The following is a 21,503-nucleotide window of genomic DNA, read 5'->3' as shown; positions in this document are numbered from 1 at the left end:
GGGCGGCGGGCTTGCGCTCAGGGGCAGCGGGAGCCGGGGCCGGATCCGCCGCGGCCGTCACCGCCGGGCGGGGCCTGTTGTACGAGACCGTCCGGGTCACGACTCGGCCCGATTGAAGACGCTCCTTGAGGCGTGCGAGGTACCCGTGCTCCTCCAGCTCGCGCAGCGCCGCCGCGATCCGGATCTCCCCCTCGGGGAACTTCGCCGCCAGCGTCTTGATGCCGATCGTGGTCCCGGCGGGCAGTGACTGGATGTGCGTCGCCAGGCCGATCGCCGTCAGCGACAGCTCGGGGTGCTGGGCGAGGTGATTCCCGACCACGGTGAAGTTGTCGTGGTGGGGTTCGTTGACGTGCTGTACTCCGGACGAGTAACGGCCGGACGTAGCGCGCGCATGCGCGTTAGGGTGCTGCTCAGTCATCGGGAAGGGGCTTTCTTCCTTGGTGATCAGGCCCTCGCACTGGGATGGCAGTCCCGGCGAGGGCCGATGCATGTCTGGAGTCGTCGTGACTGACGCTGCACCACCAAGGGCGGCCCGCGCCAGTTCAGTTGGGCATATTCACTCCGGGGAGTGATCGACGGGGACGGCAGGGGAGGGTTCGGTTCTTTCCCCCGGTTCTTGGTCTTTGGCGTCGGGCGTCACCGGGTCACGTCCGGCCGCGACGCGGTGCCATTTCAGCCCACACGGTCTTGGCGCTGGGCGGCGCCTCCTCCACGCCCCAGCAGGCCGCGTACGCCGTCACGATGCGCAGCCCCCTGCCGGACTCCGGGGTGTCGTCCACCGGGTCCGGGACACGCGGGATCCGGTCACCCCGGGCGTCGGTCAGCTCGATACGGAGGGTGCGGTCGGGACGGAGCCGCAGACGCAGGCGGAAGTCCCGGCCCGGGACCCGGCCGTGGAGCACGGCGTTGGAGGCCAGCTCCGCCACCACCTGCGCCGCGTCCTCGTACGGCTCGCCCCAGTCGTGGAGTTGGCGTTCCGTGAGGAGTCGGGCGAGGCGGGCGCCCCTTCTGGTAGCGGAGAGCTGCACGGCGAATTCGTGGTTCACGTCACCCAGCGTGGCCGCGCTTCCCTACGCTGACCAGTGACTGCACAGGCACAGACAGTGACTGTACGGGCGCGTGGGGGCGCCGTACGGCTGGTACGCCAGGAGGGGAAGACGTGGAGGACGAAGAGGCCGAGGCCGTGCTCAGGGTCGTCGGCCGGCAGATCAGGGCGTGGCGGGACCAGGCGGGTCTGAAGCAGGCCGAGTTGGCCGCCGCCATCGGGTACGGCGAGGAGATGGTGTCCTCCGTGGAGCGGGGGCGGCGGATCCCGAAGCCGGAGTTCCTGGACAAGGCGGACGAGGTGCTGGGGGCGGGCGGGAAGCTCGCTTCCATGAAGGAGGACGTGGAGCGGGCCCGGTATCCGAAGAAGGTTCGGGACTTGGCGAAGTTGGAGGGGGAGGCGGTGGAGTTGGGGGCGTACGCCAACCACTACGTGCACGGACTGCTGCAAACCGCCGACTACACGAGGGCTCTGTTCGCGATGCGGCGCCCCGCGTACACGGTGGACGAGATCGAGCGGAATGTCAGCGCTCGTTTGGCTCGTCAAGACGTCTTCGAGCGAGCACCGCGTCCGACCCTCACATTCGTCCAGGAAGAGGTGACCCTTCGGCGCCCCATCGGCGGCAGAATGGTGTTACGACAGCAACTCGAACACCTGCTGGAGATCGGCTCGTTGAGGCACGTCGAGATCCAGGTGATGCCCACCGAGCTTGAAGATCACGCGGGTATGGGCGGCCCCATTCGCCTGCTCAAACTTCAGGACGGCATGACGGTGGCCCACGAGGAAGGTCAGACGGACAACCGCCTGATCAGTGATCCGAAGCGGGTGCAGCCGCTCGAACTGCGCTATGGGATCATCCGATCCCAGGCTCTCACGCCCCGGGAGTCACTGGCCTTCATCGAGAAAGTGCTGGGGGAAGAGACATGACCACCACGCTCGAGTGGTTCAAGAGCAGCTACAGCAGCAACGAGGGCCCGGACTGCATCGAGGTCGCCGTCGCCCCGACCCGCACGACCGTCCACGTACGCGACTCCAAGGACACCTCCGGCCCCCAGCTCGCCCTGACTCCGCAGGCGTGGGCCGCCTTCCTGTCCGGCTTCTGCGAGTAACGCCGAAGAGGCCCACGGGAGGGCCGGAGGCGCCCTGGCTCCAGGCGGAGGGTGCCGGGTGGCTCAATCGCTACGGATCGCGGCGTTCCGCGCGGCAAGATGGGCGCCATGTCCACCACAACCTCGCGCGGCGCCCTTTCGCTCGCCGCCACGCTGCTGACCGGGACCGTCGCTCTCTACATGGCCTTGGTGGCCTTCGGGAACATCACGGACTTCGGGACCAACCAGGCGTTCGTGCAGCACGTCCTCGCCATGGATACGACGTTCAAGGACGAGGATCTGATGTGGCGGGCGATCACCAGTGAAGGGCTTCAGAACGCCGCCTACGTCGCGATCATCGTCTGGGAGACCCTTGCCGCGCTCGTGCTGATCGGCGGGACCTGGTTCTGGGCTCGGGGGGAGCACGGGCGGGGGCGGCGGTTCTCCACCTACGGGCTGCTCATGGTGATGCTGCTGTTCGGGGTCGGGTTCATCGGAATCGGCGGCGAGTGGTTCGCCATGTGGCAGTCCGGGGACTGGAACGGGCTGGACGCCGCCACCCGGATCTTCCTGCTCAGCGGGGTCGTGCTCGTCGTCAATCACCTGCCGGGGGCGACGGGGCGGGAACCGGCCGCGTAGCGGCCCGGGGTCGTGCCCACCAGTCGTCTGAAGTGGCGGGTCAGATGGGCCTGGTCGTGGAAGCCGACCTCGGTCGCCACCTCCGCCGGGCGGCGGCCGGCCAGCAGCAGGCGCCGGGCGCGGTCGATTCGGCGGGCCGTCAGGTACTGGTGGGGCGCGATGCCGAACGCCGAACTGAAGGAGCGGATGAGGTGGGCGGGGTGGGCGTGGACCAGCCGCGCCGCCTCGTCCAGGGTCACTCCGGGGCGGAGGCGTTCGTCCAGGATGTCGCGGAGGTCGTGGGCGACACCCCGCGCCGGCGGTGTCACGGGCGTCTTGATGCGGGGGCGGAGGGTGGCGCGCAGACGGTCGGTGATCAGGGTCAGGCGGCTCTCGGCCTCCAGTTCGTCGCCCGGGTGCGCCAGCGCCGCGTGGAGTTGGGCGACGCGGTGGCGCAGGAGCGGGTCGGCCATGTCGGGGGCGTCGACCGCCGGGCCGATGAAGGTCTCGTCCAGGTGGGTGCGGTCCAGGTAGAGGACGCGTTTGCGGAAGCCGTGCGCGGTGGCGGGTTCGCCGTTGTGCGGGACCTGCGGCGGCAGCAGGGTGACCGTGTCGTGCGGGGTGCCGTGCTCTCGGCGGTCGAGGTCGTAGCGCACGGCGCCGTCGTCGACGATCAGCAGGGTCCACACGTCGTGGACGTGCATGGGGTAGGCGTGCTCGGTGAAGTGGGCGTGGAAGACCTCCGTGACGCCGGGTACGTGCGGGCGCCACGCGGTGACCTCCGGGCCGCGGACCATGCAAGGAACGTACAAGACGGCCGGGTGGCGCGGGCGGCAGGCTCGGGAACATGACCACCGAGAGCACGCCTGTACGTTTCGACACCAAGATCGCCGTCCTGCTGCGGGACGACCTCGCCCCCTGGCAGCGGCTGAACGTGACCGCCTTCCTGGTCAGCGGGCTCGGCACCGAGGTCCCGGAGGTGATCGGGGAGGCGTACGCCGATGCCGACGGCACCCCGTACCTGCCGATGTTCCGGCAGCCGGTGCTGGTGCTGGAGGGGGCGAAGGAGGTGCTGACCGCCGCGCACGGGCGGGCCGTGGCGCGTGCGCTGCCGCGAGCCGTGTTCACGTCCGATCTCTTCGCCACCGGCAACGACCGCGACAACCGGGCCGCCGTACGGGCCGTTCCCGGTGATCACCTGGATCTGGTGGGCCTCGCCGTGTACGGGCCGCGCAACGCGGTCGACAAGGTGCTCAAGGGCGCCCGGATGCACCCGTGAGCCGCGGCGGGGTCACTTGACGACCGTGACCGTCGTCCCACTCGTGGCGAATACCCACAGGGCCTCGCCGTCGGCCCGCTTCGTGCGGATGCCACCGGTCTGGGCACCGGAGGCCGGGGGCGGGGAGGCGCCGTCGACCGCGTGGGAGAAGGCGATGTTCACGCCGGACTTCGCCGCGAAGTAGACGATGTGCTCGATGCGGACGCCGTCCGAGCCGGTGGTGACGGGCTCGGACCGGGTGCCCACCGTGTAGGTGCCCGGGTCGGGGTCGACGGTGCCCGGCCAGACCGTGAAGGTGCGGCGGGGGCTGTCGCTGGCGTCGATCAGCCAGACCCGGTTCTGGGAGAGGGAGTAGACGATACGGCGGCCGGTGCCGGAGTCGTCGGGTACGGCGGTGGGGGCCGTCGCCGTCGGCCTGGGTGTGGCGGTCGCCGTCGCCGACGAGGGTGTCGGGGTGGTCGCCGCGGCGACCGGGCGGGTGCCGTCGGTGGCCTGGACCGCGAGGACGGCGACCACCGCTATCGCCCCGGTGGTCAGACCGGTCACCCAGGCCCACGAGGGAAGCCGGCGGGCAGGCACGGGCACGCATCTCCTCAGCAATCCGGCCCCGGCGCCGGGCGACACCGAGGGTCGGATCATCCTACTGCGGGGCCGTGAACGGTCTGCCCGCCGCCCGCTCTCAGTCCAGCACCGGCAGCAGCTGGGGCAGGTGGCCGTCGGAGGCCTCGGCCGTGCGGCGGCGCTCCTCGGGGACCTCGCCGTAGAGGGTGGTGCGCGGCTTGGCCGGGCGGCCCGCGGCCTCCGCGACCGCGACGAGGTCCTTGACCGACTTGTAGGAGCCGTAGGAGGAGCCCGCCATGCGGGAGATGGTCTCCTCCATGAGGGTGCCGCCGAGGTCGTTGGCGCCGGAGCGGAGCATTTCCGCCGCGCCTTCCGTGCCCAGCTTCACCCAGCTGGTCTGGATGTTGGGGATCCAGGGGTGGAGGAGCAGGCGGGCCATGGCCGTCACGGCGCGGTTGTCGCGCAGGGTGGGGCCGGGGCGCGCGATGCCCGCCAGGTAGACGGGCGCGTTGGTGTGGATGAAGGGGAGGGTGACGAACTCGGTGAAGCCGCCGGTGCGTTGCTGGATGCCGGCCAGGGTGCGGAAGTGGCCGAGCCAGTGGCGGGGCTGGTCGACGTGGCCGTACATCATGGTCGAGGAGGAGCGCAGGCCCAGTTCGTGGGCCGTGGTGATCACTTCGATCCAGGTCGCCGTCGGCAGCTTGCCCTTGGTGAGGATCCAGCGGACCTCGTCGTCGAGGATCTCCGCGGCGGTGCCGGGGAGGGAGTCCAGGCCCGCCTCCTTCGCGGCGGTCAGCCACTCGCGGATCGACAGGCCGGTGCGGGTCGCGCCGTTCACCACCTCCATCGGGGAGAAGGCGTGGACGTGCATGCCGGGGACCCGTTCCTTGACGGCCCTCGCGATGTCGAAGTAGGCCGTGCCCGGCAGGTCCGGGTGGATGCCGCCCTGCATGCAGACCTCGACCGCGCCCACGTCCCAGGCCTGCTGGGCGCGGTCGGCGACCTGGTCGAGGGAGAGGGTGTAGGCGTCGGCGTCGGTGCGGCGCTGGGCGAAGGCGCAGAAGCGGCAGCCGGTGTAGCAGACGTTGGTGAAGTTGATGTTCCTGGTGACGATGTACGTCACGTCGTCGCCGACCGCCGACCTGCGGACGTCGTCGGCGACCCGGCAGAGGGCGTCCAGCGCCGGGCCGTCCGCGTGGAGCAGGGCGAGTGCCTCGGCGTCGGTGAGCCGGGTGGGGTCGTCGGCCGCGACGCGCAGCGCCTGGCGTACGTCCGTGTCGATGCGCTCGGGGGCCATGCCGGGGGCCGCCGCCTCGCGCAGGGCGCCCCAGTCGCCGTAGACCTCGTCGAAGTCCTCGCGGCGGTCGGCGGTGCGGCCCTCGGTGTCGATGGCGGTGTGCAGGTCGGTGCGGCCGGTGGCGGTGAAGACCTCGTCGGGTTCCTGCCAGGGGTGGCCCTCCACGACGGCGTCCTCGCGGGCCAGGCCGGTGTCCGGGTCCGCCAGCGCGCGGACGTGCGGGAGCAGCCGCGGGTCCAGCCAGGGTTCGCCGCGGCGGACGAACTCCGGGTAGACGCAGAGGCGTTCGCGCAGTTCGAAGCCCGCGGCCCGGGACCGCTCGGCCAGGCGCTCGATCTGCGGCCAGGGCCGTTCGGGGTTGACGTGGTCGATGGTGAGCGGGGACACCCCGCCCCAGTCGTCGATGCCCGCGCCGATCAGCCGCTCGTACTCGTCGTCGACGAGGTTGGGCGGGGCCTGGAGGCAGGCGCTGGGGCCCATGATGTGGCGGGCGACGGCGACCGTGGCGACGAGTTCGTCGAGTTCGGCGTCCGGCATGCCCCGCATCGCGGTGTCGGGCTTGGCGCGGAAGTTCTGGATGATCAGTTCCTGGATGCCGTGGTAGGCCCGGGACACCTTCCGCAGCGCGAACAGGGACTCCGCGCGCTCCTCGTAGGTCTCGCCGATGCCGATGAGGAGCCCGGAGGTGAAGGGGACCGAGGAGCGGCCCGCGTCCTCCAGGACGCGCAGGCGGACGGCCGGTTCCTTGTCCGGGGAGCCGTGGTGGGGGCCGCCGGGCTCGGACCACAGGCGGGTCGCCGTCGTCTCCAGCATCATGCCCATCGACGGCGCCACGGGCTTCAGCCGCTGGAAGTCGGTCCAGCTCATGACGCCCGGGTTGAGGTGCGGGAGCAGGCCCGTCTCCTCCAGGATGCGGATGGAGATCGCGCGGACGTAGGCGATGGTGTCGTCGTAGCCGTGCGCGTCCAGCCATTCGCGGGCCTCGGGCCAGCGGTCCTCGGGCTTGTCGCCGAGGGTGATGAGGGCTTCCTTGCAGCCGAGGGCGGCGCCCTTGCGGGCGATGTCCAGGACCTCGTCGGGGGACATGAACATCCCGTGCCCGGCGCGGCGCAGCTTGCCGGGGACGGTGACGAAGGTGCAGTAGTGGCACTTGTCCCGGCACAGCCGGGTGAGGGGGACGAAGACGCTCTTGGAGTAGGTGATGACGCCGGGGCGGCCCGCCGCCGCCAGGCCCGCGTCGCGGACGCGGGCGGCGGAGGCGGCGAGGTCGTCGAGGTGCTCGCCGCGGGCCTGGAGCAGCACCGCCGCCTCCGGGACATCGAGGGCGACGCCGTCCCGGGCGCGTTTGAGGGCGCGACGCATGGAGTTCTCGGTGGGGCCCGTTCCGGAGGTCGCGGAAGTCGTCATCCTCCGAGCATACGATCGCGCTGATCAGGACTTGTCCGGGTCACCGGACTCCTCGTCGACGTACGGCGCGAGCGCGTCCAGGGTGCGCAGCACCTCGGCCTCCCCGGCGGGCGGGAGCTGGAGGACGACTTCCTCGATGCCGAGTTCGGCGTAGTGGGCGAGTTTGCCCGGGGTGGGATGGACGGCGTACGGGACGACCTGGAGGGCGGCCGGGTCGCGGCCGGCGTCGGCCCAGGCGCTGCGCAGCGCGGGCAGGGTCGTGGACAGGCCGCGCCCGCCGATGGGCAGCCAGCCGTCGGCGTACTCGCAGATGTGGGCGAAGAGTTTGGGTCCGGCGGCGCCGCCGATCAGGGTGCGCGGTCCGACGACCGGGCCGCGTGGCTTCTGCACCGGCTTGGGGTGGGCGTGGCTGGCGCGGACGGATCCGAACTCGCCCTCGTACGCCGTCGGTTCCTCCGCCCACAGGGCGCGCATGAGGGCCATCCGGTCCCGGACGAGGTCCCGGCGGGTGCGCCAGCGCACGCCGTGGTCGGCGGCCTCCTCGACGTTCCAGCCGAAGCCGAGGCCGAGGGTGAACCGGCCGCCGGAGACGTGGTCGACGGTCGCGATCTGCTTGGCCAGGTCGATCGGGTCGTGCTGGGCGACGAGCGTGATGCCGGTGCCGAGGCCCAGTGTCCGGGTGACGGCGGCCGCCTGGCCGAGGGCGACGAACGGGTCGAGGGTGCGGCCGTACTCGCGGGGCAGCTCGCCGCCCGCCGGGTAGGGGGTGGTCCGTTCGACGGGGATGTGGGTGTGCTCGGGCAGGTAGAGCCCGGCGAAGCCCCGCTCCTCCAGCTCGCGTGCGAGCCGGGTCGGGGTGATCGTCTCGTCGGTGAGGAAGATGGTGACGGCGATGCGCATGACCCATCTCTACCGGGGCGCGAGCCATCTGTCCATACCGACTGGTCGGTCACCGCCTCGGTCCCGGGGTCCGCCGGCTCAGCGGCGGACCGACTGACGCAGCTCGACGATCGACGCGACCGCGCGGAGCCAGCGGGCGGCGGTGTCGTCCGCCCGGACGCCGCCCGCGAGGGACGCGGCGGCTTCCAGCCAGTCACGGACGAGGTCCGCCGCCTCGGGCCGGGGCAGCGGCTCGGGCAGGGTCAGCGCGTGCGCGAGACCGCCCGCCCGGACCGTCTCCGCGAGGAACGCCACCGAGCGCGGCTCGGTGCCCAGGCGGGCGAGGAGGACCGCCGCGCCCACCGCGCCGTCGCCGAAGAGGGACGTGCGCATCGGGCCCTGCGGGGCGGTGACGCCGTAGCGGAGGAGGGCGGCGATGTCGAGGCCGGCCAGTTCGTCCTCGGTGCGCGAGGTGGTGTCCACGCCTCAGCCCACCGTGACCTTGTAGGTGACCCGCTCCGGCTCGGTCGGCGCGGCGCCGCCCGTCGTCGGGGTCGGGGCCGGGCTGCCGTCGCCGGTGTCGCAGGTGCTGTTGAAGGTGCAGTGCAGGAGCACGATCTCGGTGCTGCCCTCGCCGGTCGCCTCGAAGGTGAAGGTGAGACGGCTGCCCGCGCCCGGCACGACCTCGCCGCCGGAGTCCGACGCCGACTCGCTCTCCTCCCCCTCGGCGCGGACCACCGAGGCGTCCGGCTCGGGGTCGACCAGGTACCAGTGCGAGCGGGTGGAGGCGTTCTCCTCGACGGTGAGGGTGAACCGCTCCCCCACCGAGGCGGTGATGGTGCGGTCGTCCGTGGGATGGCTGGTGGGCTCGTCGCCGCCCGGCCCGCAGGCGGACAGGAACAGCAGGGCCGCCGCCGCGCCCACCGCCGCCCCGGTGCGGGACGCCGCGCCCCCGAACGCCCTACTCGGGGACATAGACCTGGTACGCGTTGTTGAGTTCACTGTTGGAAGCCTTGCCCATGTTGCCGTTGACGAAGTCGTCCTCGCTGACCCAGGTCGTGGTGCCCCAGGGGTTGTAGATCTGGAGCATGTCACCCTCCTGGCCGATGATCATCATCGCGTGGGCGCCCTCGTCGCCCGAGACGTCGACCGGGACCGGCCGGCCCTCGGCGACCGCCCGCTGGACGTCGTCGAGGACGGCCCGGCGCTCGTCGTCGTTGTCGAGGTCGTGGCGGCGGTAGTCGTCACCGGTGGCGCTGCCGAGGGTGGAGTCGGCGATGCGTTCCTGGCCCTCCTGCCCCATGCCGGTCCAGTCGTCGCCGCCGTCGCCCTCCTCGTGCAGCCGGTGCTGCTCGGCGACCAGCCGCTCCCGGAACGCCTTGGGGTCGTCCTCCTGCCCGCTGGGGCCGCCGGTGAGGTCGAGGGCGTAGATCGGGTCGAGCATGGCGCGGGCGTTGACGGTGGAGGAGGCCACACAGGTGCCCTCGGAGCCGTCGCCGCCCTGGATCCACGCCTGGTCGTGGAAGAGGACGGAGTCCTTGTTGTTGTTGGAGCCGTCCTCGGCGAGGCCCTCGTCGTCCATGCTGTCCTCGGCGGTGACCACCGGGGTCAGGTGGCGGCGCAGCCACTCCGGGTCCTTGCCGTTGATCTTGCCCTGGAAGGTCTCGATCTCCTTGACGCCGTGGCCCGCGGCCAGGGCCTTCATCAGGTAGGCGCGCTCCTCCGCGCTGCCCGCCCGCGACAGCATCCGCTCCATCGCCGCCGCGTCGGCGTTGCTCAGCTGGTCCATGCGGCGGCCGGCGCGCTCCAGGTCGCTGGAGCTGAGGATCTCGTTCAGTTCGGTGGGGGCGTTCGCGGCGCCGGTGTCGGCGAGCATCAGCTTGTCGACGGCGGTCAGTTCGCCGGTGTTCATCTTCCCGGCGCGCGCCTCGGCCGCCCACTTGTTCAGGTCGCGGACGGCGACCCGGACGGCGTCCTCGGCGGTGACGGCCGCCTGGTGCATCAGGTTGATGCCGTCGGAGGCGTAGGCGCGGGCGGTCAGCCGGTCCCACTCCTCCTCGTCGTCCTCGTGGAGGTTGTCGAAGAATCCGTCCCGCCCGCCGAGGGTGCTCTTGGCCTGTCCCATCCGGCCGCGCCCCTCGGCGTCCTGCCGCTGCGCCTCGCCGAGCGCGTCGGCGAGCCGTAGCAGCGCGTTCGCGCCGCCCTGGAAGGCCTCGGCCATCTGGAGCACGGCACGTCCGGCGGCGAAGACCGCGTCGGAGGCGAGCACGCTGGTGTCGCCGACCCAGATGTCGGGCAGACCCTTTCCGGCCACCCGCTGCACGCGGTCGTGGACGCCGCCCGCGTTGTCGACCTGGTCGCGGTAGCGCTTGCTCAGCGATTCCAGCGTCGCCGGACTGCCCTCCGGTTCGGACACGGAGAGCGCGCTGTCGATCATGTCGAGCAGGTCGTTCTTGCTCTCGGCCTTGGGTATGTCCTCGCACAGTCCGGCGAGCCACGCGCGCCGCCCGGCCGGGGAGTCCACGGGCCCCATGAATCCCGTCATCGCCTGTTTCCGCCCTGTCGTCCCGGTCGTCGTACGGTGCTCAGTAGCTCGTCAGGGCCGAGGGGCGCTCGGCGAAGGCGGGCATGGTGGTCAGCTCGCCGTCGGCCACGGTGACGTTGCTCGCCGCGGTGCGGACCAGGCCGTCGCTGCCGCCGTACGCGCCCTTGGCGAGCCGCACCTTGCCCGCCAGTTCGTGCAGGGCCGCCTCCAGCGTGCGGGCCTCCGCGCCCCAGGCGGCGATGAACCGGTTGACGGCCGCGGCGGCGTCGGTGCCGCCCAGCGCGTCCGAGGCGTAGCAGACGCCGGGCGCGATCGCCGTGCGGATCTTCCCCGTGTCGTCGCCCGCGCCGTCCAGCTCGTTCGCCTGCCCGGACATGCCGGACTTCTTGAGCTGGTAGCCGTCCGAAGAGGCCATCGACTTCCCCCGTATGACTGTGTCGATCAAGACCGCGGGGAGGCTAGCACGCCGGTGACGCCCCTCCATGGCCGGATCACACTCCTCGCACACGGCACGCACACCGGCCGGCCACCGGGCGTGCGGTGAGGGCGAGTTCACACCCCCTGACGGGGATCATCGGCGACCATGGAGGCCGACAGCGTCTCGCGTGAAGGAGCCCCACGGACCATGTCCCGGCCGTCCAGCGATCTCCGTTTCCGTCTGACGACCGCCTTCCAGCGGTACGTCGCCAACCCGCTCACGCGCCGGCTGCCGTCCCACACCCTCCTGGAGACCACCGGCCGCGTCTCCGGGCTGCCCCGGCGCACCCCGCTGGGCGGCCGGCGCGTCGGCGACTCGTTCTGGCTGGTCTCGGAGTTCGGGGAGCGCTCGCAGTACGTCCGCAACATCCAGGCCGATCCCCGGGTCCGGGTCCGCATCGGGGGCCGCTGGTACTCCGGTACGGCCCATCTCCTGCCCGACGACGACCCGGTGGCCCGCCTGCGCACCCTGCCCCGCTACAACAGCGCGGCCGTCCGGGCGCTGGGGACGGACCTGCTGACGATACGGGTGGACCTGACGGACGGCTGACGGCGCTCGGCCACCCGGCCCACACGGTGCACCACGCCTCGCCGCGCACGGAGGGGCCAACAAGTGTGCTTGCAAAACGCTCTGACGGCCCATCAAACCGACGGTGGTGCGAAGAGGTCGTGAGGGAGCCGTGAACCGGCTGCCGGTCCACCTGGATCGAGCTGTGATCGGCATCTCCCGCGGCTGACGCATCCGCCATGAACAAGGCAAACTGACAGGGTTGTTCAGGATGTCTAGGGGGACGGCGATGGACGGGGTACCGCGAGTGCCGGCGCAGAGGCGTCCGGACCCGGTGGAACCGGCGGCGCTGCGCTTCGGCGTGCTCGGGCCGGTACGCGCCTGGCGCGGCGACGAACCGCTGAACACCGGATCACCCCAGCAACGCGCCCTGCTGGCCGCCCTGCTGCTGCGCGAGGGCCGCACGGCGACGGCCGCCGAGCTGATCGACGCGCTGTGGGGCGAGGACCCGCCCTCCCAGGCCCTCGCCGCGGTCCGCACCTACGCCTCCCGGCTGCGCAAGGCACTGGACGCGGGCGTCCTCGTCAGCGAGTCCGGCGGCTACGCCGTCCGCGGCCTCGGCGAGGGCGCGCTCGACCTCAACGCCGCGCAGGACCTCGCCGCGCGGGCCGAGAAGGCCAAGGCGGCCGGAGACCTGTGCCAGGCCCGTGACGTCCTCGACCAGGCCCTCGCCCTCTGGGACGGCGAGACCCTGGCCGGCGTCCCCGGCCCCTACGCCGAGGCCCAGCGCGTCCGCCTGGAGGAATGGCGGCTCCAGCTCCTGGAGTCCCGCCTCGACATGGACCTCGAACAGGGCTGCCACGCGGAGGCGGTCTCCGAACTGACCGCCCTCACCGCCGCGCACCCGCTGCGCGAGCGCCTGCGCGAACTGCTGATGCTCGCGCTGTACCGCAGCGGACGCCAGGCCGAAGCCCTCGCCGTCTACGCCGACACCCGCCGCCTCCTCGCCGACGAGCTCGGCGTCGACCCCCGCCCCGGCCTGCGCGAACTCCAGCAGCGCATCCTCCGCGCGGACCCCGGCCTCGCCGAACCCTCCGCGCCGGCCGCCGAACCCGTCGCGGTCCCCGTCCGGCCGGCCCAGCTGCCCGCCACCGTCCCCGACTTCACCGGCCGCGCCTGCTTCGTCTCCGAGCTGAGCGACGTCCTGGCCGCCTCCGAGACCGGGGTGATGGCCGTGTCGGCACTCGCCGGCATCGGCGGCGTCGGCAAGACCACCCTCGCCGTCCACGTCGCCCACCGGGCCCGCCCCGCCTTCCCCGACGGCCAGCTCTACGTCGACCTCCAGGGCACCGGGCCGCGCGCCGCGGAACCCGAGACGGTCCTCGGCTCCTTCCTGCGCGCCCTCGGCACGGCGGACTCCGCCATCCCCGACTCCCTGGAGGAACGCTCGGCGCTGTACCGCTCCGTCCTCGACGGGCGCCGCGTGCTGATCCTCCTCGACAACGCCAAGGACGCGGCGCAGGTACGCCCCCTGCTGCCCGGCACCTCCGGCTGCGCGGCGCTCGTCACCTCCCGGGTGCGCATGGTCGACCTCGCCGGGGCCCACCTCGTCGACCTGGACGTCATGTCGCCGGACGAGGCACTGGCCCTCTTCACGAAGATCGTCGGCGAGGAGCGGGTGAGCTCCGAGCGGGAGGCCGCCCTCGACGTGGTGGCCGCCTGCGGCTTCCTGCCCCTCGCCATCCGCATCGCCGCCTCCCGCCTCGCGGCCCGCCGCACCTGGACGGTCTCCGTCCTCGCCGCCAAACTCGCCGACGAACGCCGCCGCCTCGACGAGCTCCAGGCCGGCGACCTCGCCGTCAAGGCCACCTTCGAACTCGGCTACGGGCAGCTCGAACCGGCCCAGGCCCGCGCCTTCCGCCTCCTCGGCCTCGCCGACGGCCCGGACATCTCCCTGGCGGCGGCAGCGGCGGTCCTCGACCTCCCGGCGGAGGAGACGGAGGACCTGCTGGAGTCCCTCGTCGACACCTCCCTCCTGGAATCGGCCGCTCCCGGCCGCTACCGCTTCCACGACCTGGTCCGCCTCTACGCGCGTGCGTGCGCCGAACGCGACGAGGAACCGCCGAGCGAGCGGCAGGCGGCGCTGTCACGGCTGCTGGACTTCTATCTGGCGACGGCGGCGGGCGTCTACGCGATCGAGCGGCCCGGCGACCGGCTGGTGGACCATCTGGAGCCCACCGACCACCCGGGGCTGAGCTTCGAGAACCGGCGCGCGGCGCGGGACTGGCTGTACGCGGAGGCGGTGTCCCTGCTCGCGTGCGTACGCCAGTCCACACGGCCCGGGTTCCTGCGGCGTGCCGTCGACACGCTGTGGGCGTCGGTCGACCTGGCCGAGTCCGGTTCCAACTCCAAGGAGTACGAGGGCGTCGCCTCGGCGCTCCGGGAGGCCGCGCGGGACGCCGGCGACCCGCGCGCGCAGGCGCGGGCCCTGGTCATGGTGGCCTACGTCCACCACATCACCGGCCGCTTCGACGTCGCCAACCAGGCCGCCGAGCAGGCCGCCGAACTGAGCGCCGGGGACGACCCGCTGACCGGTTGCTGGGCGGCCAACACGCGGGGCGTGATCGCGCTCTACCAGAACCGGTACGCCGACGGCGAGGCCCATCTCACCAGCGCCATCGAGGGCTTCCGCGCCTGCCAGGACCGCCCCGGGGAGGCCAGCGCCCTGTGCAACCTCTCCCGCATCCACCTCGCCACGGGACGCACCGGCAGCGCGGTGTCCCTCGCCCGGCAGGGCACCGGGATGTACGACGCGATGGGCCACGCGCTGAAGGGCGCCAACGGCCGCTACGCGCTCGGGCTCGCCCTCACCCAGAGCGGCCTGCTGCCGGAGGCGACCGCCAGGCTCACGGAGGCCCTGACCGTGTTCCGGGACAGCCGCCAGCGGCTGTGGGAGGGCATGTCCCTGTTCCGGCTCGCCGAGGCGGACCTCGCGGGCGGCCGGGCGGCGCAGGCCGCCGCGAACGCCGAGATGGCGCTCACCGTGCTGCGCGGCATCGGCGGCGAATGGCGGCGCGGCAACGTCCTCGTCGTGCTGGGCCACGCACTGAACGCCGTGGGGCAGCGGGACCGCGGGCAGGTCTGCTGGCGGGAGGCGCTGCAGATCTTCGAGACGCTCGACGCGCCCGAGGCGGCCGAGGTCAGGGGCCTGCTGGCGCCGGCGGCACTCGCCTGAGCCGCGGCCCGCGCCACGCCCCGGCAGCGGCGTTCATCGTTCGTTTATCCCCGTCCGGCAGTCTCGATCCTGTCGAGCCGTCGCCTGGGGGGGCGCACGCATCGGCCGGGGGCCGGACCTCTATGGTGTACCGGCCCGACGGGGGCCCGCCCGGCAGTCCGCGGGGGGATTGCCGGGCGGCTCCCGTCCCACGAACGCGGAACACTGCAGGGGAGCAGTCACATGAGCGAGAACAGCACCGAGAACATCCACGCGACCGACGAGCCGGCCGGCGACACCACCAACGGGAACATCCACGCCACCGGCGAGCCCGTCACCACGCTCGGCAACATCCACGCCACCAGCGAGCCGCTCAAGCCGCTCAACGCGGACAGCACCGGTGCCACCACCAACGGGAACATCCACGCCACGGACGAGCCCGTCAACTGAGGCTCACGCACGGGGGATCGGCCGCGGCGGCGCGGAGGGGGAGCCGTCGCGGCCGATGTGCGTGGCGCTACACCGCCGTCCGCGTCACGTCGTCCAGTTCGCAGCGGCTCCCCCTGCCGTCGCCGCCGTCCGCGGGGGTGTGGGGGGCGGTCACGTCGAGGGTCTCGGTGGTGCCGGCGGAGACGTACGGGATGGTGGAGTCGCTGGTGCGCACCACGCTGCCGTCGGAGTCCTTGAAGGTGACGGTGAACGCGTAGGTGTAGGTGAGGCTCGCGCTGGGGTTGGCGGCCCTGACCCGGGCGACGATGCCGCGGGTCGCGTCGTACGCGCAGCGGACGATCCGCACCTCCCGGGACGCGTCGGCGGAGCCCGCGCGGCCGGTGCCGGCGGTCTCGTCGCCGCCGGAGGCGGCTCCCGCGGAGGAGCCGTGGTCGTCATCGTCGTCGTAGTGGCTGCCGCTCGTGCTGCCGCCGGAGCCGGTCGACGGGCCGGCGGAGCCGGAGCTGCCGCAGCCGCCGCCGCTGGAGTGGCGGGCGCCGGTCAGGGCGACGACCACGCCGACGACGACGGCGACGGCGCGGACATGGCGACGCTTCATGTTGGTGCGTACCCCCGTGTTGTTCATACTCGTCACAGACGTTATTGACATGCACGCGTCGCACTAGCGCGGCTCGTCTGGCGTCCTCCGCTCGCCGGGCGTAGCGTCGGCGGGAGAGCGGTGAAGGAGTCTCCACCCGCTCACCGAGAGCGACGGCCGCCGTCCGGAACCCCTTCCGAGCCCGCACGACGGCCGTCCCCGGCACCCGGCCGGGCACGGCCTCACGCGGTGCGTGCCGTGCCCGTTCCCTTCTCGGCGTCCAGCGCGTAGACGCAGCGGTCCTTGCTGCACGCGTAGACGATCCCGTCCTTGACCACCGGGGAGCCGGTGATCTCGCCGCCGGTGGCCAGCTTCCAGCGCAGCCGGCCGTCGTCGGCCTTCAGCGTGTACAGCAGGTGGTCCGTGGAGCCGAAGTGGATGCGCCCCTCCGCCACCGCCGGGGAGCCGACGATGTCGCCACCCGCCTGGAACCGCCACTTCGGGGTGCCGGTGACCGCGTCCAGGGTGTACAGGCCGGTGCCGCTGCCCACGTGGACATGGCCCGCGGCGACCAGGACGGGCTCCACGGACGCCCGCGCCTCGGTGGCGATGCGCCAGCGGTCGCGGCCGTCGGTGGCGTCGAGGGCGTAGACCGTGCCGAGGTAGTCGGCGAGGTAGACACCGCCGCCGGTGACCGCCGGGCCGGGCGCGAAGGCGGGCGGCGAGAGGAAGACCGCCGGGGCCTCGAAGTGCCAGCGGACGTGGCCGCTCGCCACGTCGACGGCGAGGACACGGGTGCCCGCGGAGAGGTAGACGTAGCCGTCGGCGGCGGGCGCCACCCGGACGGGCACGCCGCCGCAGGAGGCCGCGTCGCCGATCGGGTACGACCAGCGCTCGTCACCGGTCCGGGCGTCCAGGGCGCGCAGCCGGGCGTCCTGCCAGACGTACACCGTGCCGTCGTGCAGCGCCGGTCCCGCCTCCGGGGACTCGAAGTCGGTCTGGCAGCCGGTGATCTCCCACAGCTTGCGGCCGTTCGCGGCCTCCCAGGCCTGCACGCCGCCACCGCGGGTGCCGGTGACGACGGTGCCCCGGTCGGCCTTCAGCGAGTACACCCAGGCGTCCGTCGACAGCCGCCACAGATCGGCGCCCTCGCGCGCGTCCAGAGCGAACAGGGTGGGCCCGTCGGAGGCGTGGATACGGCCGTCCGCGACCGCCATCGACCAGGCGACGTCCCGCGTCTTGAAGCGGCGGCGGCCGGTGCCCACGTCCAGCGCGTGCACCTCGAAGGAGGTGACGTAGACCAGGTCGCCGTCGACGGCCGGGGTGCCCCAGACATCGTTCGACATGCGGAAACGCCAGGGCCGCCAGCCGGTCTGCGACGGCTCCGGCGGAACCGCGGGCGCCGGGGGCGCGGTCACGGCCGGATCGGCGCCGCCCACCCCGGGGCGCGGCTTGGACCAGGAGGCGGCGAGCCCGGCCTCCGGCGGCGGCGCCTTGACGGCGGCGGCCCGGGCGTCGGCGACGCGCGGACCCGGCCCGATGGGCACGATGGCACCGGCCAGCCGGACGGGGCCGCCGTCCGGGGAGCCGGTCGGCGAGCCGGCCGGCCCGGGGGGCGCGCCGACCGGGGCCGGGACCACGGGGTCGTGGGACGGCGGCGGCGGTACGGCGGAGTGGCCGCCGTGCCCGGCGCTGCGCCCGGCCGCGTGCCCGGTGTGGGCGGGCCTGGCCGCGGGGCGTCCGCCGCGGCGGGTCTCGATGAGCGCGACCGCCTTCTCGGGCAGCCACGCCGAGGCCGTACCGCTGTCGTCGGAGCCGGAGCCGAACAGGTGTGGGGCGAGCTGGGCCTGGAGGTCAGCGGGGGTGGGGCGGGCCGCCGGGTCCATCTGCATGCAGGACTCGATCAGCGGGCGCAGCTCGTCGGGGAGGCCTTCGAGGTCGGGGCCCTCGCGCAGCAGCATGAAGACCGTCTCGACGGGGTTCGCCCCGTGGAAGGGCGGGTGTCCGGTGGCGGCGAAGACGAGGGTGGAGCCGAGGGAGAAGACGTCGGAGGCGCCCGTGACGCTGCGGGAGTCCTTCGCCTGCTCGGGCGACATGTAGGCGGGGGTGCCGACCGCGACGTTGGTCATCGTCAAACGAGTGTTCGAAACGCCGGACGCGATGCCGAAGTCGATCACCCGCGGGCCGTCCTCCACGACCAGCACGTTGGAGGGCTTCAGATCCCGGTGCACCAGCCCGGCGCCGTGGATCGACTGCAGCGCCTCCGCCACGCCCGCCGCCAGCCAGCGCACCGCCTGCGCGGGCAGCGGACCGCAGTCGTTCACTATCTCCTCGAGGGAGGGCGCGGGCACATACGCGGTGGCCAGCCACGGCACCGCGGCGCGCGGATCGGCGTCCACCACGGCTGCCGTGTAGAACCCGGAGACCGCGCGGGCCGCCTCCACCTCACGGGTGAAGCGGACCCGGAAGAGCTGGTCCTCGGCCAGCTCGGTGCGGACCGTCTTGATCGCCACGCGCCGGCCGGACGCCGAGCGCGCGAGATAGACCAGCCCCATGCCGCCGGCCCCCAGCCGTCCCAGCACCTCGAACGGCCCGATCCGCCGCGGATCGTGCTGCGTCAGCTGATCCACCACTTGCCTGCCACCTCCCCGTACGAGCCGCGCCACCACATATGTACGCGACCCCGTGCAGCGTCTCACCACCGCACCGCCATGGCGGCACGCACCCTGATTCTTCCTGGCCGGGGCCCTCGTTGCGAACCCGGTGAGAAACGGGGTGTCTCACCTTATATGCCGCAAACAGGCCTCTGACCAGCCCCTCATCAGCACCTGACCAGCGGCTGATCAGTGCTGGAGCACCGCGAACGACGCCCCCTGATCGTCGCTGACGACGCCCACCGTGCCGTACGACGCCTCGAAGGGGCCCGCCTGCACCCGGCCGCCCAGCCGGGTCACCTCCGCGAGCGCGGCCTCGCAGTCCGCCACCCGGAAGTGGACCAGGAAGTGCGGCGGCATCTGGGCGGGGAAGACGTCGGTGAGCGGGGCACGGCCGAAATCGGGCTCGGCGTCCGGGCCGAACAGGGCGTCGTGGAAGAGGCCGCCGTAGAAGGTGTTCGCGGCGGCGGTGTCCCGGGCGTACAGCTCCGCCCAGCCGAACGTGCCGGGCTCGTGGCGGCGGCCGAAGCCCGGGTGCGCGCGCGGCTGCCACAGGCCGAAGACGGCACCCTCCGGATCGGTGGCGAGCGCCGCGATCCCCAGCTCGCCGACCGGCACCGGCGCGGTCACCACCTGCCCGCCGGCATTCAGGATCCGCCGGGCCAGGGCCTCGGCGTCCGGGGTGGCGAAGTACACCGTCCAGACGGTGGGCAGCCGCCCGTCCCCCTTCTGCGCGAGCGCTGCGACCGGCTCGCCCTCGGAGCGCGCCCAGACGCTGCCGCCGTACGACTCCTCGAAGGTCCACCCGAAGAGCTCACCGTAGAACCGCTTGCCCGCCGCGACGTCGGCGAGCTGAGCGTCGACCCAGCACGGGACGCCCTCCGTGTATCCCTCTTGGTGAGCAGATGCCCTGTTTTCGGCCATGCAGTCAAAAGTAGCGGCGGCTCCCACACCCCGCTCACCAGGCACACCACGCTCCGAGCCCCCGTGCACCCCATTTGCAGTCGGCCAAATCGCGCTCAGATCACCCGTCGGTAAGCTGACGGCATGACAGGACAAGTGCGTACCGTCGACGGCCGCGTGGCCGGCCGGCGTGGGCAGGCGACGCGGCAGAAACTGCTCGACTGCCTCAGCGAGATGCTCAGCTCCTCTCCCTACCGGGACGTCAAGGTCATCGATGTCGCCCGGAAGGCGGGCACTTCGCCCGCGACCTTCTACCAGTACTTCCCGGACGTCGAAGGCGCCGTCCTGGAGATCGCCGACCAAGTGGCCGCCGAGGGCGCCGGGTTGACCGGAACCGTCGAGGGATGCAGCTGGGTCGGCAAGGCGGGCTGGCAGACCGCGCAGGAACTCGTGGACGGCTTCCTGGAGTTCTGGCGCAAGAACGACGCCATCCTGCGCGTCGTCGATCTCGGCGCGGCCGAGGGCGACAAGCGCTTCTACAAGCTCCGCATGAAGATCCTCAACTCGGTGAACGGCTCCCTCGCGGACGCGGTCGCCGAGTTGCAGGCCAAGGGCAAGGTCGACAAGGACCTCAATCCGGCCGCGATCGCCGGATCGGTCGTCGTGATGCTCGCGGCGGCGGCCTCCCACCAGAAGGGCTTCTCCTCCTGGGGCGTCAAGCAGGCCGAACTCAAGCCGCACCTCGCCCTGTTGGTCCACCTCGCCGTCACCGGCAAGAAGCCCGCCAAGTAACCGCGCCCTTCCCCACGTCCTGTCAGGCGCCCCGAGAGGGGCGCGGGGAACTGCGCGATCGACCGGGAACGGCCCCCGGGCCGCCACACGAAGAAGCCCCGACACCCCCTAGGGCAGCGGCCGGTCCCTGACCACATGCTTCATCACCAGCGTGGACGTCAGCCGCTGCACCCCCGGCAACGTGGCCAGCCGGTCGTCGTACAGCCGCTGGTAGGCGGCGAGATCCGCGGCCACCACCCGCAGCAGATAGTCCGGCTCACCGAACAGCCGCTGCGCCTCCACCACCTCCGGCACCTCGCTCAGCGCCCGCTCGAACCCGGCGACCGTCTCCCGGTCCTCCTGCCGCATGGAGACGAAGACCAGCGCCTCGAAGGTCAGCCCGACCGCGGCCGGGTCCACGACGGCCCGGTACCCGCTGATCGCGCCCGACCGCTCCAGCTCCCGCAGCCGCCGGTGGCACGGCGAGACGCTGAGCCGCACCCGCCCGGCCAGCTCGGTCACGGTCAGCCGCCCGTCCTGCTGGAGCTCGGCAAGGATTTTTCGGTCCACGTCGTCCATACGACAAATCTTGCCCCACTGTACGAGTAGACGAGAAAAGAACGGAAACACTTTCGGCCCTTTCCCGCCTAATGTCCCCTCCATGGACTCGGGAACGCTGCTTTCTTTCCTCGCCCTGGACCTGCTGCTGGTCTGCGTACCGGGCGCCGACTGGGCGTACGCGATCTCCGCCGGACTGCGCGACCGCTCGCCCGTCCCCGCGGTCGCGGGACTCGTCACCGGCTACGCCCTGCACACCGTCCTCGCGGCGGCCGGGCTCGCGGTGCTGGTCGCCGGATCACCGGCCGTCCTCACCGCGCTGACCGTGGCGGGAGCGGCGTACCTGGTGTGGCTGGGCTGGGGCGTACTGCGGCGGCCGGGCACACCGGGCGCCGGGGACGGAGGGGAGGCGGTCACGGCCGGCCGCCGCCGCGTCTTCCTGCGCGGCGCGACGATCAGCGGCCTCAACCCCAAGGGCCTGCTGCTGTACCTGTCGGTGCTGCCCCAGTTCCTCACCCTGGAGGGCGCCCACCTGCCCGTACCCGTGCAGACCACCGCGCTCGGCCTGCTCCACATGGCGTGCTGCGCCGCCGTCTACCTCACGGTCGGCCTGCTGGCCCGCGCGGTCCTCGGCGCCCGCCCGGCCGCCGCCCGCGCGGGCCAGCAGGCCGA

At 72.7% G+C, this 21,503-nt stretch carries 22 protein-coding genes and 1 pseudogene; 9 read left to right on the top strand and 14 right to left on the bottom strand.

The annotated features are described in order from the left end of the window. Positions 1 to 418: pseudogene (locus CCN42_RS25555) on the bottom strand (helix-turn-helix domain-containing protein); the annotation flags it as partial. A gap of 226 nt (positions 419 to 644) precedes the next feature. After that, on the bottom strand, positions 645 to 1,046 hold the full coding sequence (locus CCN42_RS25550) for an ATP-binding protein (RefSeq protein WP_245877450.1): 402 nt from the start codon (positions 1,044 to 1,046) through the stop codon (positions 645 to 647). Between the two features lie 113 nt (positions 1,047 to 1,159). On the opposite strand from CCN42_RS25550, the gene CCN42_RS25545 reads away from it, so the two are divergent. From CCN42_RS25545 to CCN42_RS25535, 3 genes are all read left to right on the top strand, one after another. Next, the gene (locus CCN42_RS25545; protein ID WP_086739144.1) at positions 1,160 to 1,972 is read left to right on the top strand and encodes a helix-turn-helix domain-containing protein; all 813 of its coding nucleotides are present in this window, start codon (positions 1,160 to 1,162) and stop codon (positions 1,970 to 1,972) included. Beyond that, positions 1,969 to 2,154: a DUF397 domain-containing protein gene (locus CCN42_RS25540; protein WP_086739142.1), complete on the top strand. Its 186-nt coding sequence runs from the start codon at positions 1,969 to 1,971 to the stop codon at positions 2,152 to 2,154. Before CCN42_RS25545 ends, CCN42_RS25540 begins: the two co-directional genes overlap by 4 nt. Positions 2,155 to 2,262: 108 nt before the next feature. After that, a complete protein-coding gene (locus CCN42_RS25535) occupies positions 2,263 to 2,772 on the top strand; it encodes a DUF2165 domain-containing protein (RefSeq protein WP_086171190.1) in 510 nt (169 codons plus the stop codon). On the opposite strand, the gene CCN42_RS25530 is transcribed toward CCN42_RS25535, so the two are convergent. Next, on the bottom strand, positions 2,733 to 3,548 hold the full coding sequence (locus CCN42_RS25530) for a helix-turn-helix transcriptional regulator (RefSeq protein ID WP_086739141.1): 816 nt from the start codon (positions 3,546 to 3,548) through the stop codon (positions 2,733 to 2,735). The two genes, CCN42_RS25535 and CCN42_RS25530, sit on opposite strands and share 40 nt — an antisense overlap. Before the next feature lie 50 nt (positions 3,549 to 3,598). Here CCN42_RS25530 and CCN42_RS25525 point away from each other — a divergent pair, with 50 nt between their 5' ends. After that, positions 3,599 to 4,030: a DUF2000 domain-containing protein gene (locus tag CCN42_RS25525; RefSeq protein WP_086739139.1), complete on the top strand. Its 432-nt coding sequence runs from the start codon at positions 3,599 to 3,601 to the stop codon at positions 4,028 to 4,030. Positions 4,031 to 4,042: 12 nt separating this feature from the next. Here the strand turns inward: CCN42_RS25525 and CCN42_RS25520 are convergent, their stop codons facing one another. The 7 genes from CCN42_RS25520 to CCN42_RS25490 all read right to left on the bottom strand — a co-directional run bounded on the left by CCN42_RS25520 (position 4,043) and on the right by CCN42_RS25490 (position 11,134). Further along, positions 4,043 to 4,615 (bottom strand): hypothetical protein, encoded by a 573-nt coding sequence (locus CCN42_RS25520; RefSeq protein ID WP_086739137.1) that lies wholly within the window; start codon positions 4,613 to 4,615, stop codon positions 4,043 to 4,045. A 94-nt stretch (positions 4,616 to 4,709) separates the two neighbouring features. After that, positions 4,710 to 7,295 (bottom strand): bifunctional FO biosynthesis protein CofGH, encoded by a 2,586-nt coding sequence (locus CCN42_RS25515; protein WP_086739135.1) that lies wholly within the window; start codon positions 7,293 to 7,295, stop codon positions 4,710 to 4,712. 24 nt (positions 7,296 to 7,319) lie between these two features. After that, positions 7,320 to 8,195 (bottom strand): LLM class F420-dependent oxidoreductase, encoded by an 876-nt coding sequence (locus tag CCN42_RS25510; RefSeq protein ID WP_086739134.1) that lies wholly within the window; start codon positions 8,193 to 8,195, stop codon positions 7,320 to 7,322. A gap of 78 nt (positions 8,196 to 8,273) precedes the next feature. Beyond that, entirely contained in the window at positions 8,274 to 8,657 is a 384-nt protein-coding gene (locus tag CCN42_RS25505) for a hypothetical protein (RefSeq protein ID WP_086739132.1), read from the bottom strand. 3 nt (positions 8,658 to 8,660) lie between these two features. Next, positions 8,661 to 9,149: a protease inhibitor I42 family protein gene (locus CCN42_RS25500; protein ID WP_086739130.1), complete on the bottom strand. Its 489-nt coding sequence runs from the start codon at positions 9,147 to 9,149 to the stop codon at positions 8,661 to 8,663. Next, entirely contained in the window at positions 9,136 to 10,719 is a 1,584-nt protein-coding gene (locus CCN42_RS25495) for a cysteine peptidase family C39 domain-containing protein (protein WP_086739128.1), read from the bottom strand. Before CCN42_RS25495 ends, CCN42_RS25500 begins: the two co-directional genes overlap by 14 nt. Before the next feature lie 40 nt (positions 10,720 to 10,759). Next, positions 10,760 to 11,134, bottom strand: a complete 375-nt coding sequence (locus CCN42_RS25490; protein ID WP_086739126.1) for a hypothetical protein — start codon at positions 11,132 to 11,134, stop codon at positions 10,760 to 10,762. Positions 11,135 to 11,344: 210 nt separating this feature from the next. On the opposite strand from CCN42_RS25490, the gene CCN42_RS25485 reads away from it, so the two are divergent. The 3 genes from CCN42_RS25485 to CCN42_RS25475 all read left to right on the top strand — a co-directional run bounded on the left by CCN42_RS25485 (position 11,345) and on the right by CCN42_RS25475 (position 15,368). Then, positions 11,345 to 11,746 carry a nitroreductase family deazaflavin-dependent oxidoreductase gene (locus CCN42_RS25485; RefSeq protein ID WP_086739124.1) on the top strand — a complete coding sequence of 134 codons (402 nt, stop codon included), beginning with the start codon at positions 11,345 to 11,347 and terminating at the stop codon, positions 11,744 to 11,746. Positions 11,747 to 11,993: 247 nt separating this feature from the next. After that, on the top strand, positions 11,994 to 14,939 hold the full coding sequence (afsR, locus tag CCN42_RS25480) for an SARP-family global regulator AfsR (RefSeq protein ID WP_086739122.1): 2,946 nt from the start codon (positions 11,994 to 11,996) through the stop codon (positions 14,937 to 14,939). A 222-nt stretch (positions 14,940 to 15,161) separates the two neighbouring features. Then, the gene (locus CCN42_RS25475; protein WP_086739120.1) at positions 15,162 to 15,368 is read left to right on the top strand and encodes a hypothetical protein; all 207 of its coding nucleotides are present in this window, start codon (positions 15,162 to 15,164) and stop codon (positions 15,366 to 15,368) included. Between the two features lie 67 nt (positions 15,369 to 15,435). On the opposite strand, the gene CCN42_RS25470 is transcribed toward CCN42_RS25475, so the two are convergent. The 3 genes from CCN42_RS25470 to kbpA form a co-directional block, all read right to left on the bottom strand. After that, positions 15,436 to 15,993, bottom strand: coding sequence for a hypothetical protein (locus CCN42_RS25470; RefSeq protein WP_086739118.1), 558 nt, complete (start codon positions 15,991 to 15,993; stop codon positions 15,436 to 15,438). Between the two features lie 194 nt (positions 15,994 to 16,187). Then, positions 16,188 to 18,578, bottom strand: a complete 2,391-nt coding sequence (afsK, locus tag CCN42_RS25465; RefSeq protein WP_086739116.1) for a protein serine/threonine kinase AfsK — start codon at positions 18,576 to 18,578, stop codon at positions 16,188 to 16,190. A gap of 210 nt (positions 18,579 to 18,788) precedes the next feature. Further along, positions 18,789 to 19,523 (bottom strand): AfsK-binding protein KbpA, encoded by a 735-nt coding sequence (gene kbpA / locus CCN42_RS25460; RefSeq protein ID WP_086739114.1) that lies wholly within the window; start codon positions 19,521 to 19,523, stop codon positions 18,789 to 18,791. A 135-nt stretch (positions 19,524 to 19,658) separates the two neighbouring features. Between kbpA and CCN42_RS25455 the strand changes: the two genes are divergently transcribed. Continuing rightward, on the top strand, positions 19,659 to 20,294 hold the full coding sequence (locus CCN42_RS25455; RefSeq protein ID WP_086739112.1) for a TetR family transcriptional regulator: 636 nt from the start codon (positions 19,659 to 19,661) through the stop codon (positions 20,292 to 20,294). 108 nt (positions 20,295 to 20,402) lie between these two features. Here the strand turns inward: CCN42_RS25455 and CCN42_RS25450 are convergent, their stop codons facing one another. Further along, entirely contained in the window at positions 20,403 to 20,852 is a 450-nt protein-coding gene (locus tag CCN42_RS25450) for an Lrp/AsnC family transcriptional regulator (RefSeq protein ID WP_086739110.1), read from the bottom strand. Positions 20,853 to 20,934: 82 nt separating this feature from the next. Between CCN42_RS25450 and CCN42_RS25445 the strand changes: the two genes are divergently transcribed. Further along, positions 20,935 to 21,503: LysE family translocator (locus CCN42_RS25445; RefSeq protein WP_107427644.1), on the top strand; the 569-nt coding region annotated here is incomplete at its 3' end.

The organism is Streptomyces glaucescens, from assembly GCF_002154375.1.
In the GTDB taxonomy this organism is placed as follows: domain Bacteria; phylum Actinomycetota; class Actinomycetes; order Streptomycetales; family Streptomycetaceae; genus Streptomyces; species Streptomyces glaucescens.
Note: the sequence above shows the minus strand (reverse complement) of the source record. Positions and strands in the feature narration are given on the sequence as shown.

Bases quoted from the DNA above. Each gene is read 5' to 3' on its own strand.
- CCN42_RS25510 (WP_086739134.1), bottom strand. From the start codon at position 8,195: ATGCGCATCGCCGTCACCATCTTCCTCACCGACGAGACGATCACCCCG.
- CCN42_RS25525 (WP_086739139.1), top strand. From the start codon at position 3,599: ATGACCACCGAGAGCACGCCTGTACGTTTCGACACCAAGATCGCCGTC.
- CCN42_RS25540 (WP_086739142.1), top strand. From the start codon at position 1,969: ATGACCACCACGCTCGAGTGGTTCAAGAGCAGCTACAGCAGCAACGAG.
- CCN42_RS25485 (WP_086739124.1), top strand. From the start codon at position 11,345: ATGTCCCGGCCGTCCAGCGATCTCCGTTTCCGTCTGACGACCGCCTTC.
- CCN42_RS25470 (WP_086739118.1), bottom strand. From the start codon at position 15,993: ATGAACAACACGGGGGTACGCACCAACATGAAGCGTCGCCATGTCCGC.
- CCN42_RS25490 (WP_086739126.1), bottom strand. From the start codon at position 11,134: ATGGCCTCTTCGGACGGCTACCAGCTCAAGAAGTCCGGCATGTCCGGG.
- afsR (WP_086739122.1), top strand. From the start codon at position 11,994: ATGGACGGGGTACCGCGAGTGCCGGCGCAGAGGCGTCCGGACCCGGTG.
- CCN42_RS25450 (WP_086739110.1), bottom strand. From the start codon at position 20,852: ATGGACGACGTGGACCGAAAAATCCTTGCCGAGCTCCAGCAGGACGGG.
- kbpA (WP_086739114.1), bottom strand. From the start codon at position 19,523: ATGGCCGAAAACAGGGCATCTGCTCACCAAGAGGGATACACGGAGGGC.
- CCN42_RS25495 (WP_086739128.1), bottom strand. From the start codon at position 10,719: ATGACGGGATTCATGGGGCCCGTGGACTCCCCGGCCGGGCGGCGCGCG.
- CCN42_RS25535 (WP_086171190.1), top strand. From the start codon at position 2,263: ATGTCCACCACAACCTCGCGCGGCGCCCTTTCGCTCGCCGCCACGCTG.
- CCN42_RS25530 (WP_086739141.1), bottom strand. From the start codon at position 3,548: ATGGTCCGCGGCCCGGAGGTCACCGCGTGGCGCCCGCACGTACCCGGC.
- CCN42_RS25475 (WP_086739120.1), top strand. From the start codon at position 15,162: ATGAGCGAGAACAGCACCGAGAACATCCACGCGACCGACGAGCCGGCC.
- CCN42_RS25515 (WP_086739135.1), bottom strand. From the start codon at position 7,295: ATGACGACTTCCGCGACCTCCGGAACGGGCCCCACCGAGAACTCCATG.
- CCN42_RS25500 (WP_086739130.1), bottom strand. From the start codon at position 9,149: ATGTCCCCGAGTAGGGCGTTCGGGGGCGCGGCGTCCCGCACCGGGGCG.